The organism is Streptomyces sp. NPDC048338, from assembly GCF_043201055.1.
GTDB lineage: Bacteria > Actinomycetota > Actinomycetes > Streptomycetales > Streptomycetaceae > Streptomyces.
This window is the reverse complement of sequence record NZ_JBICYQ010000002.1, coordinates 18316-34198: the sequence shown is the minus strand read 5'-3', so window position 1 is coordinate 34198 and position 15883 is coordinate 18316. Positions and strand designations below refer to the sequence as shown.

Here is a 15883-nt window from a genome sequence, read left to right as displayed (position 1 = left end):
ACCGACCAGAACCGCTCCGGCGAGATGGCGTATTCGATGGGGCGGATTTGTCACGTAAGGGCCTCTCGCGGGAGAAACATGCTGGTCAGGCGCGCTCCTGACGATGCGTCGGGCGCGCGCGGGACCCATACGCTAGCAAGCGGAATCCACGCCCCCTGAGAACATTTGAACGAATGTCACCAATCCCACACGTCTGCGGGTCGTGCCCCCACGGCCGACGGCCGGAGGCCGCCCGGTGCGTGCTCGGCGGGCGCCGGGCTCGGGGCGCAGGCTCGGCGGGCGCGGGCGCGGGCGGGCGGGCGGGCGGGCGCTCGATGAGACCGGGCGGGGCGCCGTGCCGTGTGCGCCGCCGGCGGGTGAGTCGTGACGCGTGCGGGGGCTCAGCCCCGGACGCCGCCGATCCTCATACCGGGTCGGCGGGCGTGCACGGTCAGGTACGCGAGCCCTCGCGCACCCGCGGCCAGGCCGCGGGTGGCGCCGTGAGGCAGCCAGACCAGGCTTCCCTCACCGATCGGGAGCGGCTCGTCGGGGCGCAGGAGGGTGCCGTCGCCGGCCACCACGAGGAGGAGGACGTCGAGTTCCGGCTCGACGTGGGTCTCCACGCGTCCCCCGGGCGGGATGCTCACGACGTTGGCGTCCAGCTGACGGCCGGATTCGGCGAGGCGCCACACGGCACCCGAACGCCCCGGGGAGATCGCCGCCAGGGCCGCCGTGTCGCACAGGACGTGCGCCACGGGTGCGCTGCCGGAGTCGTCGGGACCCCCGGGTCCGTCGTTCGCTGCCGAGACCATCGGGTGCCGCCGTTCCTCCGCTGTGCCTCTCGTGCCCCACTCCGTCCGCGGCTCTCGCGGAGCGGGCGGCGGGTGGAGCAGGAACCTAGCACGCGCGGGGCCCCGCTCGTCCGGGTACGCACCGGTCACGGCCGTTCGGCCTGCGTCGCCTCCCGTCGGCCCGGGTCCTCGGCGAGGGCGGCGACCTGGTCGCTGATCATGTCGAGGATCGCCGCGAAGGCCGGCTCGTCGTCTCCCAGGACCAGGAAGTTGAGGGTCAGCCCGTCGGTCGCGGCGGCCAGGTAGCGGGCCAGCACCGGTGCGGGGACGGCGAGTTCGAGGCTCATCGCGGCGCCGAGCTGCTCGATCAGTTCGAGGTAGATCTCGCCGTAGCGCTCGTGCTGGCGGCGCGCCAGCGGCTCGAAGCCCGGGGTGCGCAGCGCGTACTGGGTGAGCTCGTAGGTGAGCATGTGCTCCTCGGGCTGGGCGCGGACGTGGTCCCAGTACGCGCCGAAGCCGGCCCGGATCGTCTCCCGCACGGTGTCGCGGGGCCGCAGTGCCTGCTTGACCACCCCCACGTAGTGGTCGGTGATCACCGTGATCACCGACTCCAGGAGTGCCTGCTTGGAGTCGAAGCAGTAGTGGAAGACGCTGAGGGACACGCCCGCCTCGGCGGCGATGGACCGGGTCGTCGTCCGCGGGACGCCGTCGCGGGCCATCGCCCGGATCGCCGCCTCCGTGAGCTGCCGGCGCCGATCGACGAGCGGCATGCGGGTCATGCGAAGTCCCTCTCGGTGGTACGGCCGTGACCGGGCGGACCGGTCTCCCGGTCCGCCCGGTCACGGGCTGTCTGTGCACGGCCCGGCGATTCCCGGGCCGTCGTCGCACGGTCCGCCCACCGGACGCGGCCGTCGTCGCCGGTCCGCCCCGATGGGCGTGCCCCGCCCCACGCACGATCCGTGGGGCGGTGCCGTCAGCTGCTGTAGACGCCGACCTCGTGGAGCGAGTAGCCCCACCCGGTCCCGCGTTGCACCCCGCTGATCCGGACGTACCTGGCCGTGCTTCCCGCGAACTGGGCCGTGTCGAGACCCCCGTCGCCGGTCGTCGTGGACCAGGCCGTTCGCCAGGTGCTGCCGTCGTCCGAGAGGTCGATGCGGTACGACCTGCCGTACGCGGACTCCCAGTCCAGCGTCACCCGCTTGACCAGCTGCGGCGATCCGAGGTCGAGGCGCAGCCACTGGGCGTCGCTCCACTCGCTCGCCCAGCGGGTGCCCCGGTCTCCGTCCACGGCCCGGCCGGGCACGTACGACACGAAGGGGTTCCACCACTCGCTGGTGGACGCCGAGGCCGGCGCGTGGGCGGCCAGGTTCACGCCGGCCCGGTGCTGTTCCGAGCCGCCCCAGGTGTCGAGGTAGGACTCGGCGCCGCGGAACATGTCGTCCACCACGCCCTGGCCGCCGACCAGTCGGACGTCCTCGATCCAGTCGGGGACCAGGCCGTAGTGCGAGGCGCCGTCCGTGTTCAGGTCCCACGTCCGCTGCCCGGTGGTCTGCCGGTCGAGGACGGAGCCGCCGTCGGTGCTGCGGAACGGGTAGCGCACCGGGTTGGGGGTGTCGGCCCCGCGCGGGCCCGGCCAGCCGCCGACGCCGTTCATGTCGGTGCCGTAGCCGTAGCCCACGTGGTACTTGTCCCGCAGCGCGTCGGTCCGCTTCGCCTCCGCGCTGAAGGCCTCGGATCCGCTCATGTACTGGGCGATGAAGCCGCCCAGCGCGTAGACCCGCTCGGTCCAGTTGAGGTCCATCCAGCTGTGCGAGGAGATGACGCCGGGGTACGACTCGGACTCCAGGATGTCCAGGGCCCGGCCCGCGCCCTTGACGCTCATGTGGTCGATCTCGAGCATCATCTTGCGTTTCATCATGCCGCGGACGGCGTACTCGCCCAGTTCCGTCAGGCCCCGGGTGTTGCACTGGGCGCCGGACGCGTACGACGGCACCGCCACACCCGCCGGCAGCTCGGCCTCCGCCTTCGGGGCGGCGGCGAGTCCGATCGGGTTGTCGTGCTGCGGTCCCTTGCACGTCTCGGTCTGCCAGAAGGTGCCGGTGGACAGGAACTGTCCGACGTTGATCGCGGTGCCGAGCGCGCCCTGGTCGAACCGCACCCCGCACAGGGCGTTGTCGAACTTGTGGCACAGGAACATGCTGCGGACCCCGAGCCGGTGCAGCTCGTCCAGACCGCGGTCGATGTCGGCGCGGTCGCACTGCGCGATGTCCAGGATCTGCTTGCAGCCGAACGGCTCGGAGGTCTCGACGCCGAGGACGACCGCCAGCTTGCCCTGCTTGATCACGTCGCGGGCCTGGGCCGAGTCGAGGACGATGCGGAACCAGCCCTTTCCGGCGCCGCCGTACATCTTGTCGATGTAGTCCTGCATCTCGTACATCTTGCGCGCCTGCAGGCGCAGCGAGGTCATCTCGTCGCAGCTGCGGTCCTTGAAGAAGTAGACCGAGCAGATGACGCCGTTGGTGACGAGGTCGTTGACGAGCACCCGCTGGCCGCCGCGCCAGGCGCGCTCCACCCAGGCGTAGTAGTTCTGCTGGTGGGTCAGCGAGTCGTGGGCCGGCCAGTCCTTGAAGGTGGGCCAGCCGTTGGGGTCGTGCTTGCCGTCCCCGCCCTTGGTGATGAAGTCGAAGACCGCCAGCGAGCCGTCGGGGTAGTGCTCCGGACAGTCCTTGAGCGCGTCGGCGACACCCCCCTCGGAGAATGCCTTGCCGCAGATGAGGCGGCCTCCGAATGCCTCGTTGGACATGATGTGGTTGTGCGCGTCGACGAAACCGCGCACCTCGCCCTGGGCGTTGGTGCCCTTGAACGGCTCGCCCACGACGTCGATCTCCGAGTCGGGCGCCGGCCGGGCGACGGGGTTCCACCAGGCGCCGTCGGCGGCGGAGCCGGGTGCGGGAGCGAGCAGGACGGCCATCATGGCCAACAGCAGTGACAGCACCGCCAGGGGTTTACGCCTGTTGCGCGTGGGTCGCGTCATGGACATCACTCACGTCTCCGGTCGGCGGACGGCGCGGCTCTGAGAGTTGTCATGTTCCGCGCGAGGGTTGGTCGAGAATCCCGACTGGAGGAAGCAGAGTCAAGAGTCCGGGACGGATGACCTGATGGACGACCTGACGGATCGTCGGATCGGGGACGTACGCGGAGGGCGCGACGGGGACGGCGAGGGGGACGCGGGCCGGGTGGGGCGCGTGGACCGGCGGGTGCACCCGGTCGCCCGTCGCGTGACGCGCGCCCACGCCCGTCCCCGCGCCGGGAGTCGTGGATGATGGAGTGATGTTGATCCGCACGGAGAGGACACCACGGCCACCGGGAGCCGTCGCCCCGTGCTGACGGCCCGCCCGGGAGGGGCACGGGCGCCGACACGCGCGGATCCCGGAAGGCAGAGCACAGGGCACCGAGGCAGAGCACAGAGAGACCGTCACGACGAAAGGGAGCGCACCGTGAACCCGGCCGAGGAGGCACGGCACCCGCTGAACTCCGCCAGCGTCCAGAACACCAAGCAGACCGTCCTCGAACTCCTCGGCCGCGCGGGAGTGTTCGGGGACGAGGCCGCCATGCTCGTCGCGCTGGTCGAGGCCGGCGCCCTCACGGAGGCGCACGGCGAGCTGGGCAAGACCGGCGTCGAGCTCCCGGACGGGCGGGGTGGGGAGTACGCCGACGGCTGGTCCGACGGCGCCCACGCCGCCGGTGCCGCGCTCGGCCGCATCGCCGACCGCCTCCTGCAGGAGGCCACCGCGACGGGACCGCACGGGGGCACCCGGCAGGACGGCCGGCCGCTCCCCCCGGTCGGATTCGTGGACGTGGAGCGGGCGAAGGTCGCCGTGACCCCGCTGTACCTGGTCTTCGCCCACGCCTCGGACTTCGACCCCGAGGAGTCGGACCGGGTGCTCACCGCCGTGCTCGGCACCATGAGCGCCCTGGAGCGGGCCGGGTACGCGGGCCGGCTGGACGAGTTCACCCGCGCCCACGGCGAGCGGCTGACGCGGCTGTACGCGGACTACGGTCCCGGCAGCGCCGTCGGCATCCACAGCCGCTACTCCCTGGCCCACTCCCCCAGCGGCATCGCCGTACTCGAACGCCTCAGCACCGCACCCGAGGAGCTGCGCGCGGCCTGGGACTCCGCGGAGCTTCCCCCGGCATGGCTGGAGGGCCTGGCCAAGGCCTGGGGCGACGCCCCGGCCGCCTGACGGGCCTCCTCGACGCCGTCGGCGTCCCGCGCGGCACGCCGGGCCGGCCCGGATGCGCACCGGATCGGGGCCGCGAGGCCGGGAGCGGCCCGCTCGGACGGCGGGGCGCGGGAGGACGGCGAGGCGCGGGAGGACGGCGGGGCGCGGGAGGACGGCGGGGCTGGGCCGGGAGCGGCTCGGTCGTGCGCCTCGGTCGGGCCGGGCGCAGCCCGGGAGAGGGGGGTGGGGGCAGCGGAGGGCGGGAGGCGCGGTCCGGTCGAGCAGGGCGGTTGAGTACCGCGGTTGAGTAGCGCTACTCAGGTCCGCGGCAGGGGCGCGTCGGCACGATGGAGGCCAGCCCCGTCGAGCTCAGGAGACCCGCGCACATGCTCAGCCGCCTCGCCGACGCCCTGGTGCCCGCCTTCGGACGTCTGACGGTCACCACCGACCCCGGCGCCACGCTCGCCCCCGGCAGCGTCGTCGTCGCGAACCACACCTCGCTCGCCGACCCCGCGATCGTCCTCGCCGCACTGCGCCGGCTCGGCGTGGAGCCCGTCGTCCTGGCGACCGCGGGACTGTGGCGGGTACCGGTGCTCGGCCGCGCCCTGGAGCGCGAGGGGCACGTCCCGGTCCACCGGCGGGACCAGCGGGCCGCGGACGCCCTGACCGGCGCGGCCCGGGCGCTGGACCGGGGCCGCGTCGTCCTGATCTACGGCGAGGGGGGCCTGCCGCGCCGCCGCGACGCGGGGGAGGCGGCGCCCGAGGACTTCCGCAGCGGACTGGCCCGCCTCGTCGAGCGGACGGGAGCGCCGGTGGTGCCCCTGGGCCAGGCGGGCGCCCGGCGCGTCACGTCCGGCGGCGGCGCCAAGCAGCTCGCGGGCCTGTTCACCGCGCCGCTGCGCCGGCCGCGGCTCCATGTACACGTCGGCACGTCCGTCGAGTTGACGGGCGGTGACTGCGCCGAGCGCACGGCCCGCGCCCGCGAGGCCGTGACGGCCGCGTGGCGGACGGCGGCCTCGCACCTGGGCGAGCCGGTCGCACCACGGGAGCTCGCCACGGCGGGAGCGGCGACGGCTGCCGCGCACCCCGGCCGCTGACCGGCCGGACGGCCGGGGCCCCGGCATCATCGACAGGACACCCCCTGGGCTGTCCCGCAATCCCCCGGCGGGCGCACGACGCCGGCCACGGCACTCCCCCGGCCTCAGGCCGGGGCAGGAGCCCGACCTGAGGCCGCAGGCGTGTGGGCGACGGGGCGGGATCAGGTGCCCTGGTCGTCCGTGTCGACGTGTACCGACGTCCCGCTCAGCGGAAGTCCGCCGCGTGGTCCACCGCCCACTCCCGGAAGGACCGGGCCGGGGTGCCCGTGATGCGCTCCACCTCATCGTTGACCGGCTCCGGATGGTCGAGCATCTCCGCCTGGGCCGGCAGCACGGCCTCCACCAGCTCTGCCGGGTAGCCCGCGGCCTTCATCTGCTCGACGGCCTCGTCCAGCGCGACTTCCTCGAACCGCACCGGTCGCCCGATCGCCTCGCCGATCAGGGCCGCCTGCCGTTCCTGGGTGATCAGTTCGGGGCCGGTGATCAGGGGGCGGGCCTCGAGCAGGGCGTCGGTCGTCAGCGCCTCGACGGCGACCGCGGCCGTGTCCGCCTCGTGGATCAGCGGGCGTGCCAGCCTTGCCAGCGGCGCCCTTACCGCACCGGTGGTGCGGACCTCCTCCGCCCAGCCCAGTGTGTTGCTCGCGAACCCGGTGGGCCGCAGCGCCGTCCACTCCAGGCCCGATGCCTCGATCAGCCGCTCCAGCTCCGTGTGGAACATGGTGATCGCCTCGCCGGGCTTCTCCTTGTGGCTCCCGACCCCGGCGGATGACAGGTACACCACCCGTCGAGCGTGCTTCCCGATCATGTCGATCACGTCCGACGCGCCCTCAGCGCTCAGGAACGGCCACACCAGGAAGACCGAATCGACGCCCTCCAGAGCCGTGCCCAGCGACGCGGGATCACCGAGATCGCCGCGCACCGCCTGCACACCCTCCGGGAAGTCCGCCTCCCCTCGCACCAGCGCCCGCACGGGCACGCCCGCCGCGTGCAGCCGGGTCACCACCGCGCCGCCGACCTTTCCGGTCGCGCCGGTCACCAGGATCCTGGGCTGTGTCATCGGAACTCCTCGTCTCGCCGTTCGATGAGACGACCCTCGTACATCAACCGAGGTTCAGGTCAAGCACCGGCCGGAGTGGCCGTCAGGTGCTGTTCCGATCAGCGATCTGCCCGCGGTGGCGGAGGCGTCGTCCCGTGCGCGCCGTTCACTCGTCACGGTGGTGCGGTCTCGCGCGGCGCCGTCGAGGCGCCATGGTCGGGCACCGTGGCGCCATGCACCTGCGCCGCGTCACTCCGCCCCTCGCCATGGCCGCGCTTCTCGTCACCACCGGCTGCGTCGCCGTCCCCGACGTCCCGGCACCGGCGGTTTCGGCGCCCGCCGTGGGTACGGGCCCCACGCTCGTACGGCCTCCGGCTCCGCGGCCCGCCTGGCCGGTGCCCGCGCAGCCGGCACCCCGGGAGACGCTCGCCGAGACGGAGCCCCTCGGGAACGAGAAGCCCGTCCGCGAAGCGCGGGCGGGAAAGGCTCCGGGGCAGGCACAGAAGCGGACGCGGCGCGACGCCGACGAGGCGGCACGGACACCCCGGCGCCGGCGCCCGGCCGTCACGCCGGTGCCGACGAGGCCGGACCGCGCCCAGCCGGGGAAGCGGCCCGCGGGGCAGGCCCCGAGCCTGCGGTCCCTGTGCCGCCAGGCGGACGGCTCCCACGCCGTCCCGCCCGAGATCGTGGACCTGTGCCGGGCCACGTACGGCCGTTGACGCCTGTCCCGTGCGGGGGCGGACCCGGGAGCAGGCCTCCGACGCCTGCGTGATCGCGTGGGTACGGCCCTTCGCCGCCCGGCCGCCGTCGCCCCGGCCCCCTTCGCCGCCCGGCCGCCGTCGCCCCGGTCCCCTCCGCCGCCCGGCCCCGCTCGCCGCGCCGGTTCGTGACCGCCGCCCTACGCTCGGGGCATGCGACGCCGCCCGATGCACATGTCTGCCGGGGCCCAGGAAGCTCTGCGCACCGCGCTGGAGGAACTCCGCGCGGAGCTGAAGGTCCCCCTGAGCTTCCCCAAGCGCGTACTCAAGGCGGCCGACAAGGCCGCGGACGAGGCGCGCTTGCCCGACAAGGACGCCACCCACCTGCCGTTCTTCACGATCGATCCGCCGACCTCGAAGGACCTCGACCAGGCCATGCACCTGGAACGGCGGCCCGGTGGCGGCTACCGCGTGTACTACGCCATCGCGGACGTGGCGACCTTCGTCAGGGCGGGCAGCGCTCTGGACATCGAGGCGCACGACAGGATCGAAACGCTGTACTTCCCCGACCTCAAGGTGCCCCTGCACCCGCCCGTCCTCTCCGAGGGCGCGGCCAGCCTGCTGCCGAACGAGAAGCGCCCCGCCCTGTTGTGGCAGCACGACCTCGACGCCCACGGCAATCTGACCGACTCGTCCGTGAGCCGGGCCATGATCCGCAGCCAGGCCCGGTTCGACTACGCCGGCGCCCAGCAGGCCATCGAGAACGGCACGGCGCAGGCGTCCCTCGCCCTGCTCCGGGAGATCGGCGAGCTGCGGGAGGCCGTCGAAGTCGCGCGCGGCGGCATCTCGGTGAATCTGCCGGACCAGGAGGTCACCCTCGACGAGGACGGATCGTTCCGGCTGCGCTACGTGGCGACGCTGCCGGTCGAGGGCTGGAACGAGCAGATCTCCCTCATGACCGGGATGTCCGCGGCCCAGATCATGCTCGACACGGGTACCGGCATCCTGCGGACCCAGAAGGAGCAGGCCGATCAGAACGTGATCAAGCGCCTGCACGACATCGCGAAGGCCCTGGGCATCGTCTGGCGGCCCGGCATCTCGTACGCCACGCTGGTCCGCAAACTCGATCCCCAGAACCAGCAGCACATGGCCTTCCTCACCGAGGCCACGAGCACGATGCTCAAGGCGGAGTACACCGTCTTCCGCGACAACCAGAAGCCGGCGTACACGATGCACGCGGCGATCGCGGCCCCGTACGCCCATTGCACGGCTCCGCTGCGGCGCCTGGTCGACCGCTACACCGGTGAGCTGTGCGTCATGGCGTGCGCGGACAAGGCCCCGCCGAACTGGGTGCTCGACGCGCTGTCCTGCATCCCGTGCGACACGGCACGGGGGAAGGGCGGCCTGGCGGACCGGCAGACGGTGGACCTGGTCGAGGCCGCGGTGCTCAAGGACCGCGTGGGCGAGGTGTTCGACGCCGCGGTCATCGACACCGACGCGGAGCGGGGCAAGCCGCGCGAGGGCAAGGTGTTCCTGGCCGACCCCGCCGTGCTGGCCAAGGTCGTCTCGACCAACGGCCTGGATCTCCAGCTCGGATCCGGCATCAGGGCCACGCTCAAGCAGGCGGACCCCGCCGCGGACGAGGACAAGGTCCTCTTCACCGTGCCCTGAGGGGTGTCCCGTGAAGATCTTGGAGCCGCCTCGGGCATGGCGGGCCATCGTGCACCTGCGACCTGTCCGGCGACGGCGAGCTTTGCGGGACAGTCCTCAGGGCCGGGATGCCGGCGAACGCGCGGCACTCGGCCGGCCCCGTCCCCGGAGCGGGCCGAGTGTCCCGCGCCCGACCGGTGGTCAGGCCGGTGGTCAGGCCGTGGCGCCGGACGCGGGGCGCGGTGCGGTGCCGGCGTCGGGACCCGTCGCGACCGCGTCCGTGCCGGTGTCGCCCGGGACGACGCCCGCGTCCGCGCCCGGCGTCGGCCGGGCCGGGATCAGGAACGCCACGACCGCGGCGGCCAGTCCCACCCCGCTGCCGATGATCATCGCGGTGCGGAATCCGGACTCGGACGGCAGCAGGTGCCCGCCGAAGTCGGTCGTCATCTGGGCGAGGACCACGCCGATGACGGCCGCCGAGACCGAGCTGCCGATGGAGCGCATCAGGGTGTTGAAGCTGTTGGCCGACGCCGTCTCCGACTGCGGGACCGCGCCCATGATGAGCGCCGGCATCGCCCCGTACGCCAGACCCACGCCGGTGTTGCAGATGAGGGTGACGACCAGCAGCCCGCCGGTGGACCCCATCAGCGGCAGGGAGGAGGCGTAGCCGACGGCGATGACCAGGCTGCCGACACCGAGGGTGATCTTGGGGCCGCGGGCCGCGGTCAGCTTGGCGCCCAGCGGGGCCAGCACCATCATCATCAGGCCCGCCGGGGCCATCCACAGGCCCATCGCCAGCATGGACAGCCCCAGGCCGTAGCCCGTGGCCTCGGGCAGCTGGAGCAGCTGCGGGACCACCAGGGACTGGGCGTACATCGCGAATCCGACGAGGATCGAGGCGGCGTTCGTCATCAGGACCTGGGGACGGGCCGTGACGCGCAGGTCGACCAGGGGCTCGTCGATGCGCAGCTCCCACATTCCCCACGCGAGGAGCACGACGAGCGCGGCGCCGAGGAGGCCGAGGGTGGTGCCGCTCGTCCAGCCCCAGTCGGAGCCCTTGGAGACGCCGAGGAGCAGACACACGAGGGCGCTGCCCAGGCCGAACGCGCCCAGGAAGTCGAAGCGCGCCCCTGCGGGCCGGGCGTGGTCCGCCGGCACGCGCAGGGCGATGAGCACGCCGACGGCCAGGCTGAGGGCGGCGGCCACCCAGAAGAGCACGCGCCAGCTGGAGTTCTCGGCGACGCCCGCCGAGAAGGGCAGGCCGAGTGCGCCGCCGACGCCCATGGACGCGCTCATCAGGGCGATGGAGGAGCCGAGCCGCTCCGGCGGCAGGACGTCGCGCAGGAGGCTGATGCCGAGCGGGACGACGCCCATGCCCAGGCCCTGCAGGCCGCGGCCGACGATCATCGGGACCACGGAGGACGACAGGGCGCAGACGACGGAGCCGAGGACGAGGGGCGCGACGGAGACGAGCAGCATGCGCCGCTTGCCGTACATGTCGCCGAGCCGGCCGGCGACCGGGGTCGCCACCGCGGCGGAGAGCAGGGTGGCCGTCACCACCCACGACGCGTTGGAGGCGGTGGTGTCGAAGAGCCTCGGCAGGTCGCCGATGAGGGGCACCACCAGCGTCTGCATGAGCGCGGCCACGATGCCCGCGAAGGCGAGGACACCGACGACACCACCGGGGCGGGCGTCGGTCTTGGAGCCGGTCACTGGTTCTCCCTACGCATGGGTCCGGCGTCATGTCGCCCGGACCATCGATGTGCAGCATACATATGCCTTGCATCATGCACTCTTCATGTATCGTGCACATCACCAGGGCCGCGCACCGGCGGCGATCAGGGGAGCGGAGGCGACGGAATGCCGATGGCCGGGTCACGGGAAAGGCTTGGGAAAATGCCTTCCATGGAAAAGCCCACGCACCTGATCGAGTTCGAGACCATGCTGATCGGGCGGCACTCGCATCTGTTCAACCCCGGCGCGCGCAGTGCGGAGGGGCGGCTCGACCGGAGTGCGTACGTCGTGCTGAACCGCATCCGGATCGACGGGCCGATGTCCATCGGGCAGCTCAGCGACGCCTTCGGGCTCGACACCTCGACCCTCAACCGGCAGACCGCCGCGATGCTGAAGGCCGGGGTCGTGGAGCGCATCCCCGACCCCGACGGCGGCATCGCCCGCAAGTTCAGCATCACGGACGAGGGCCGGCGCCGCCTGGACGCCGACCGCTCCGCGAACCTCCACGGCCTGGAGAAGGTGCTGGCCGACTGGTCGCCCGACGAGGTGGCCGACTTCGCCGCCTACCTGAGGCGCTTCAACAGCGACATCGAGCGCCTGGAGGGACGCCCCTGGCCCCGCCCCTGAAACGGGGGCGCGCACCGCGGGCAGGGGCGTCCCCGCCCGTCAGATGCGGTGCACCGTGTGCAGCGTCCTCGCGTAGGTGCCGGTCCCGTCCAGCAGCGAGGCGCCGCCCAGATCGGCCATCGTGGGTCCGTTGCCGGTCTTGCGACTGGAGAGGAAGCGCCGCTTCCCCGCCCCGTCCAGGCCGAGGTAGATGCCGACGTGGTCGACCGTGGCCGTCGGGCCGTCATCGCCCGAGTCGGCGTTGAACAGCACGAGGTCGCCCGGCTGCAGGGCCTGCGCGGCGGGCGGGTTCGCGCCGTCGGTCCGGTCGACGCGCACGCCGGGCGCGTAGTCGGCCATGTACCGGGAGGCGCGCGGGATCCGGGTCCGGGAGGTGTCCTGGCCCGCGGCCATCGGGACACCCATGTGGTGGCCGAAGACCATGCGCGTGTACCCCGAGCAGTCGAGGTTGCCGACCTGCTGGGCGGTGGGTCCGGTGTACGTGCCGTCCGGGAAGGTCCAGCCGAGGCCCATGTACTCGTGGAAGTCGGCACCCTCGTAGCGGTAGCCCTGCGGGTCCAGGTGGCCGTAACCGGCCGCTCCCAGCACCTGCTTGCCCAGGGCCGGTCCCGCCCCGCTGCGCACCGCCGGCGCGTCGGCCAGGAACATGGCCGCGTAGGACAGCACGTCGGGCTCGGTGGAACCGGCCCACCCGCGGATCACCTGCTCCAGCTCCGGGGTCCAGGTCCCGTCGAAGGGCTGCGGCAGCACGCGGACCCAGTCGCGGTGGGTGACGGCGGGCGGCGCCTCCCAGGTGGCGGCGTCCACCTGGAAGCGGCTCACGGTCAGCTTGACCGGCAGGTTGGTGCAGCCGTCGTTGGCGAGCGCCCGCAGCCCCACCCGCCCCTTGGGCGAGCCCGCGTCCGTGACGTCGACGGTCCACGCGGCCGGCTCGGTCGTGTCGCTGCGCCACGCCTTGACCCGGACCCGTTCGCCCTCGCGGAGCACCCGGATCGTCCAGTTGGTGCCCGCGGGCACGCCCGTGGCGACGGTGACGACAGGGGACAGCGGGGCGACGGCGTCGTCCACCTCCTTCTCGACGCGCAGCTCGACGGCGCCCGTGGTGAGGAAGGAGAGCCGGGCGCGACGGTTGGTGTGGACGTCGACGTATCCGAAGGTCAGCGCGTACGAACAGGCCTGCCCGGTGGGGACCTTGTCGAACCTGGCCACCGCGCGCACGTCCACGTCGGTGATCTCGGCGTCCCGGAGACTGGCGTGACGGCTCGCGAAGTCGGTGGTCAGCGTGATGACGCCGCCGCCCGGGACCACCGCGTAGTCCGTGTCGACGGGCCCCAGCGTGCTCCAGGCGCCGCCGCCCGGCGACGTGCCCCAGTACGCCCGGTCCGCCGCGGGGAGGGACAGGTCGGGCAGGGTGCGCTGGAAGTCGTCCACGAAGGGCTTCTTGTTCTCCGTGAACGTCCGCTCCGGCCCGGGCACGACGACGGTCCGCGCGCCGTGGGTCAGCAGGGCCACCCGCCGACCGCCCGAGGTCACCTCGGTGCGGACCGGCGTACCCGGCAGCACGGTGGCGGTGAGGGCGCCGTCCAGCGTCAGCCGGGTGAAGTACGAGGCGTCCAGCGGAGGTTGGGTCACGGACGAGCGAGGCGTGGTCAGTCCGGGCACGGTGGCCGTCGTGGCCGCGGCGGCGGTGGCGGCACGGGCCGGAGCGGCGGCCAGGCCGCCGAGCGGGACGGCGGCGGCGGTGGCCGCGAAGGCGGCGAGCAGACCGCGTCGGGAGGTGTTCGACATGAGGTCATGATCCGGTCACACCGCGCGCACGGTGACACCACCCCACCCCCCTGCCCGATGCCTCACCATGTGCGCCTCCCGCCCCGATTCGGCCCGGCTCGGGCGCGGCCGGTCGGAGTCGGTCGATGACGCGCGGTCACGACGGCACTTGGGTAGGGTGCCCGTCGGTATCGGCGTTCCGCACGGGGAGAAGTGAACATTGATGAGTGGTCAGCAACCGTCCCGGGGTGGCGCCCCGCACGTCTTCCAGCCGCTCGCCGCGGACGACCCGACCACCATCGCGGGCTACCGGCTGGCCGCGAAGCTCGGTGCGGGCGGCATGGGCAAGGTGTACCTCTCGTACACGCCGGGCGGCCGGCCCGTCGCCATCAAGGTGATCCGGCCAGAGTTCGGTGAGGACGCGGAGTTCCGGCGCCGGTTCGCACAGGAGGTGCAGTCGGCGCAGCGCGTCCAGGGGCTGTTCACCGCGCCGGTCATCGACGCCGACACCGACGGCGCCCAGCCCTGGCTCGCGACCGCCTACGTCCCCGGCCCCTCGCTCGCCGACGCGGTCGTCGCGCACGGCGCGCTGCCTGTGGAGGCCGTGCTGCTGCTGATCGCCGGCATGGCCGAGGCCCTGCACGTCATCCACGGCGCGGGCATCGTGCACCGCGACCTCAAGCCCTCCAACGTCCTGCTCGCGGCAGACGGTCCGCGCGTCATCGACTTCGGCATCGCCTACGCCGCCGACGCCACCTCGCTGACCGGCAGCGGGGTCACCATCGGCACCCCGTCGTTCATGGCCCCCGAGCAGGCCGCGGGCCGCCGGGTCACCGCGGCCACCGACATCTTCGCGCTCGGCCAGGTCGCGGCGTACGCGGCCACGGGTTCGCCGGCGTTCGGGGAGGGGACCTCGCACGGGGTGCTCTACCGGATCGTGCACGAGGAGCCGGATCTCGCGCAGGTCCCCGACCGGCTGAGGGAACTGGTCACCCGTTGCCTCGCGAAGGACCCGGAGGCGCGGCCGACGGTCGCCGAGGTGATCGCCCTGTGCCAGTCGGCGAACGCGGAGACGGTGCTGCGGCGCCCCGAGGACTGGCTGCCGGTCTCGGTGGCCGCCGACATCACCGTACGGGCGGCGGCGCCCGCCCCGGTCCAGACTCCGCCGCCCCCGTCGGCCGCGCCCTCCGTGGGTCACCTCCCGGCGGCGCCGGCGACACCGCCCGCGGGCTACTCCCCCACCGCGCCGGTGGCCGGACCCGCGACCCCGCCGCCGACCGCCGCGGGCGCCTCCTACGCACCGACCGCCGCGGGCGCCCCGCACGCGCCGACGGCACCGGCCACGCCTCCGCCGGGCTTCGGTCCGCCCGGGTCGTACACGCCTCCGCAGCACCACACGCCGCCGCCCGGGGCGGGGGCTCCGACGCCTCCGCAGGCTCCGCCGCCGGGTCACACCCCGCCGCCGCAGCCGTCACCGGCGCACGCCCAGGCCTACGCGCCCATGCCGTACCCCGCCGCGCACCACCGGTCCGGGGGGCACCCGACCGCGCCGGTGCCGCCCGCGCCGGGTGGCAAGGGCGGCGCGAGGCGCGGACTGCTGATCGCGCTCGCCGCGGTGCTGGTCTTCGGCGTGGCGGGCGCCGGCACGGCGTACGTCCTGCTCAAGGACAAGGGCAGGGACGACGGCCGGCAGACCACGGGGAGCGACTCCTCGCCGAGCGAGGGGAACGGCGACGCCGGCAAGGGTTCCAGCGGCGGAAGCGGTGGGGACGCGTCGGCCGCGCCGAGCGCCAGGCCGAGTGCCAGGACCCCCGAGCCCTCCACCTACCAGGGCATCAACCTCACCGCCGGCTACCACCTCACGCTCGGGGACGAGGACGTACGGCCGCAGGACGGCGAGGACGGCAACTACGAGCTCTCGTACGACACCGGCGGCTACCTCGACGCGGAGAGCACGGGCGGCAACCTGGTGCTCCTCGATCCGGGCCAGGAGGGCTCTCTCGACGCCTGCCGCAAGGACACCCGGTTCACCAGGAACGTCTACGTGAACAAGCTCTCGAAGGGCCGCCAGGTCTGCGTGACCACGGGCTCGGGCCATGTCGGGCTCGTCACCGTCCAGGGGTTCTCCTCGGAGGACTCGCCGAGCACCTACATGACCCTGGACCTGACGGTCTGGCGCAACGCCGCCGAGTAGGGGCGCCGTTCCCGGCCCGCCGTGTCGCGCACGGCGGGCCGGAGGTCCGCCCGGCGTCGGCGGGCCGGAGGTCCGCCCGGCGTCGGC

The 15883-nt window shown here is 73.6% G+C and carries 12 protein-coding genes; 6 read left to right on the top strand and 6 right to left on the bottom strand.

Features of this window, described 5'->3' with window-relative positions:
• Positions 1 to 380 precede the first annotated feature (380 nt).
• The 3 genes from ACGFZF_RS04595 to ACGFZF_RS04585 form a co-directional block, all read right to left on the bottom strand.
• Positions 381 to 791 carry a cupin domain-containing protein gene (locus ACGFZF_RS04595; RefSeq protein WP_393551043.1) on the bottom strand — a complete coding sequence of 137 codons (411 nt, stop codon included), beginning with the start codon at positions 789 to 791 and terminating at the stop codon, positions 381 to 383.
• Between the two features lie 125 nt (positions 792 to 916).
• A complete protein-coding gene (locus ACGFZF_RS04590) occupies positions 917 to 1549 on the bottom strand; it encodes a TetR/AcrR family transcriptional regulator (RefSeq protein ID WP_393551042.1) in 633 nt (210 codons plus the stop codon).
• Between the two features lie 194 nt (positions 1550 to 1743).
• Positions 1744 to 3804, bottom strand: a complete 2061-nt coding sequence (locus tag ACGFZF_RS04585; RefSeq protein ID WP_393551041.1) for a discoidin domain-containing protein — start codon at positions 3802 to 3804, stop codon at positions 1744 to 1746.
• 463 nt (positions 3805 to 4267) lie between these two features.
• On the opposite strand from ACGFZF_RS04585, the gene ACGFZF_RS04580 reads away from it, so the two are divergent.
• Positions 4268 to 5014 carry a hypothetical protein gene (locus tag ACGFZF_RS04580; RefSeq protein ID WP_393551040.1) on the top strand — a complete coding sequence of 249 codons (747 nt, stop codon included), beginning with the start codon at positions 4268 to 4270 and terminating at the stop codon, positions 5012 to 5014.
• A 365-nt stretch (positions 5015 to 5379) separates the two neighbouring features.
• On the top strand, positions 5380 to 6090 hold the full coding sequence (locus ACGFZF_RS04575) for a lysophospholipid acyltransferase family protein (RefSeq protein WP_393551039.1): 711 nt from the start codon (positions 5380 to 5382) through the stop codon (positions 6088 to 6090).
• Between the two features lie 205 nt (positions 6091 to 6295).
• Here ACGFZF_RS04575 and ACGFZF_RS04570 read toward each other — a convergent pair whose 3' ends face one another.
• Positions 6296 to 7147, bottom strand: a complete 852-nt coding sequence (locus ACGFZF_RS04570) for an NAD(P)H-binding protein (RefSeq protein ID WP_393551038.1) — start codon at positions 7145 to 7147, stop codon at positions 6296 to 6298.
• Between the two features lie 212 nt (positions 7148 to 7359).
• Here ACGFZF_RS04570 and ACGFZF_RS04565 point away from each other — a divergent pair, with 212 nt between their 5' ends.
• Positions 7360 to 7845, top strand: a complete 486-nt coding sequence (locus tag ACGFZF_RS04565; RefSeq protein ID WP_393551037.1) for a hypothetical protein — start codon at positions 7360 to 7362, stop codon at positions 7843 to 7845.
• A gap of 192 nt (positions 7846 to 8037) precedes the next feature.
• Entirely contained in the window at positions 8038 to 9495 is a 1458-nt protein-coding gene (locus ACGFZF_RS04560; protein ID WP_393551036.1) for an RNB domain-containing ribonuclease, read from the top strand.
• 192 nt (positions 9496 to 9687) lie between these two features.
• Here ACGFZF_RS04560 and ACGFZF_RS04555 read toward each other — a convergent pair whose 3' ends face one another.
• Positions 9688 to 11187 carry an MFS transporter gene (locus ACGFZF_RS04555; protein WP_393551035.1) on the bottom strand — a complete coding sequence of 500 codons (1500 nt, stop codon included), beginning with the start codon at positions 11185 to 11187 and terminating at the stop codon, positions 9688 to 9690.
• 192 nt (positions 11188 to 11379) lie between these two features.
• On the opposite strand from ACGFZF_RS04555, the gene ACGFZF_RS04550 reads away from it, so the two are divergent.
• The gene (locus ACGFZF_RS04550; RefSeq protein ID WP_393551034.1) at positions 11380 to 11835 is read left to right on the top strand and encodes a MarR family winged helix-turn-helix transcriptional regulator; all 456 of its coding nucleotides are present in this window, start codon (positions 11380 to 11382) and stop codon (positions 11833 to 11835) included.
• A 39-nt stretch (positions 11836 to 11874) separates the two neighbouring features.
• Here the strand turns inward: ACGFZF_RS04550 and ACGFZF_RS04545 are convergent, their stop codons facing one another.
• The gene (locus tag ACGFZF_RS04545) at positions 11875 to 13623 is read right to left on the bottom strand and encodes an NlpC/P60 family protein (RefSeq protein WP_393551033.1); all 1749 of its coding nucleotides are present in this window, start codon (positions 13621 to 13623) and stop codon (positions 11875 to 11877) included.
• 202 nt (positions 13624 to 13825) lie between these two features.
• Between ACGFZF_RS04545 and ACGFZF_RS04540 the strand changes: the two genes are divergently transcribed.
• Positions 13826 to 15796 (top strand): protein kinase, encoded by a 1971-nt coding sequence (locus ACGFZF_RS04540; RefSeq protein ID WP_393551032.1) that lies wholly within the window; start codon positions 13826 to 13828, stop codon positions 15794 to 15796.
• The last annotated feature ends 87 nt before the right edge of the window (positions 15797 to 15883 follow it).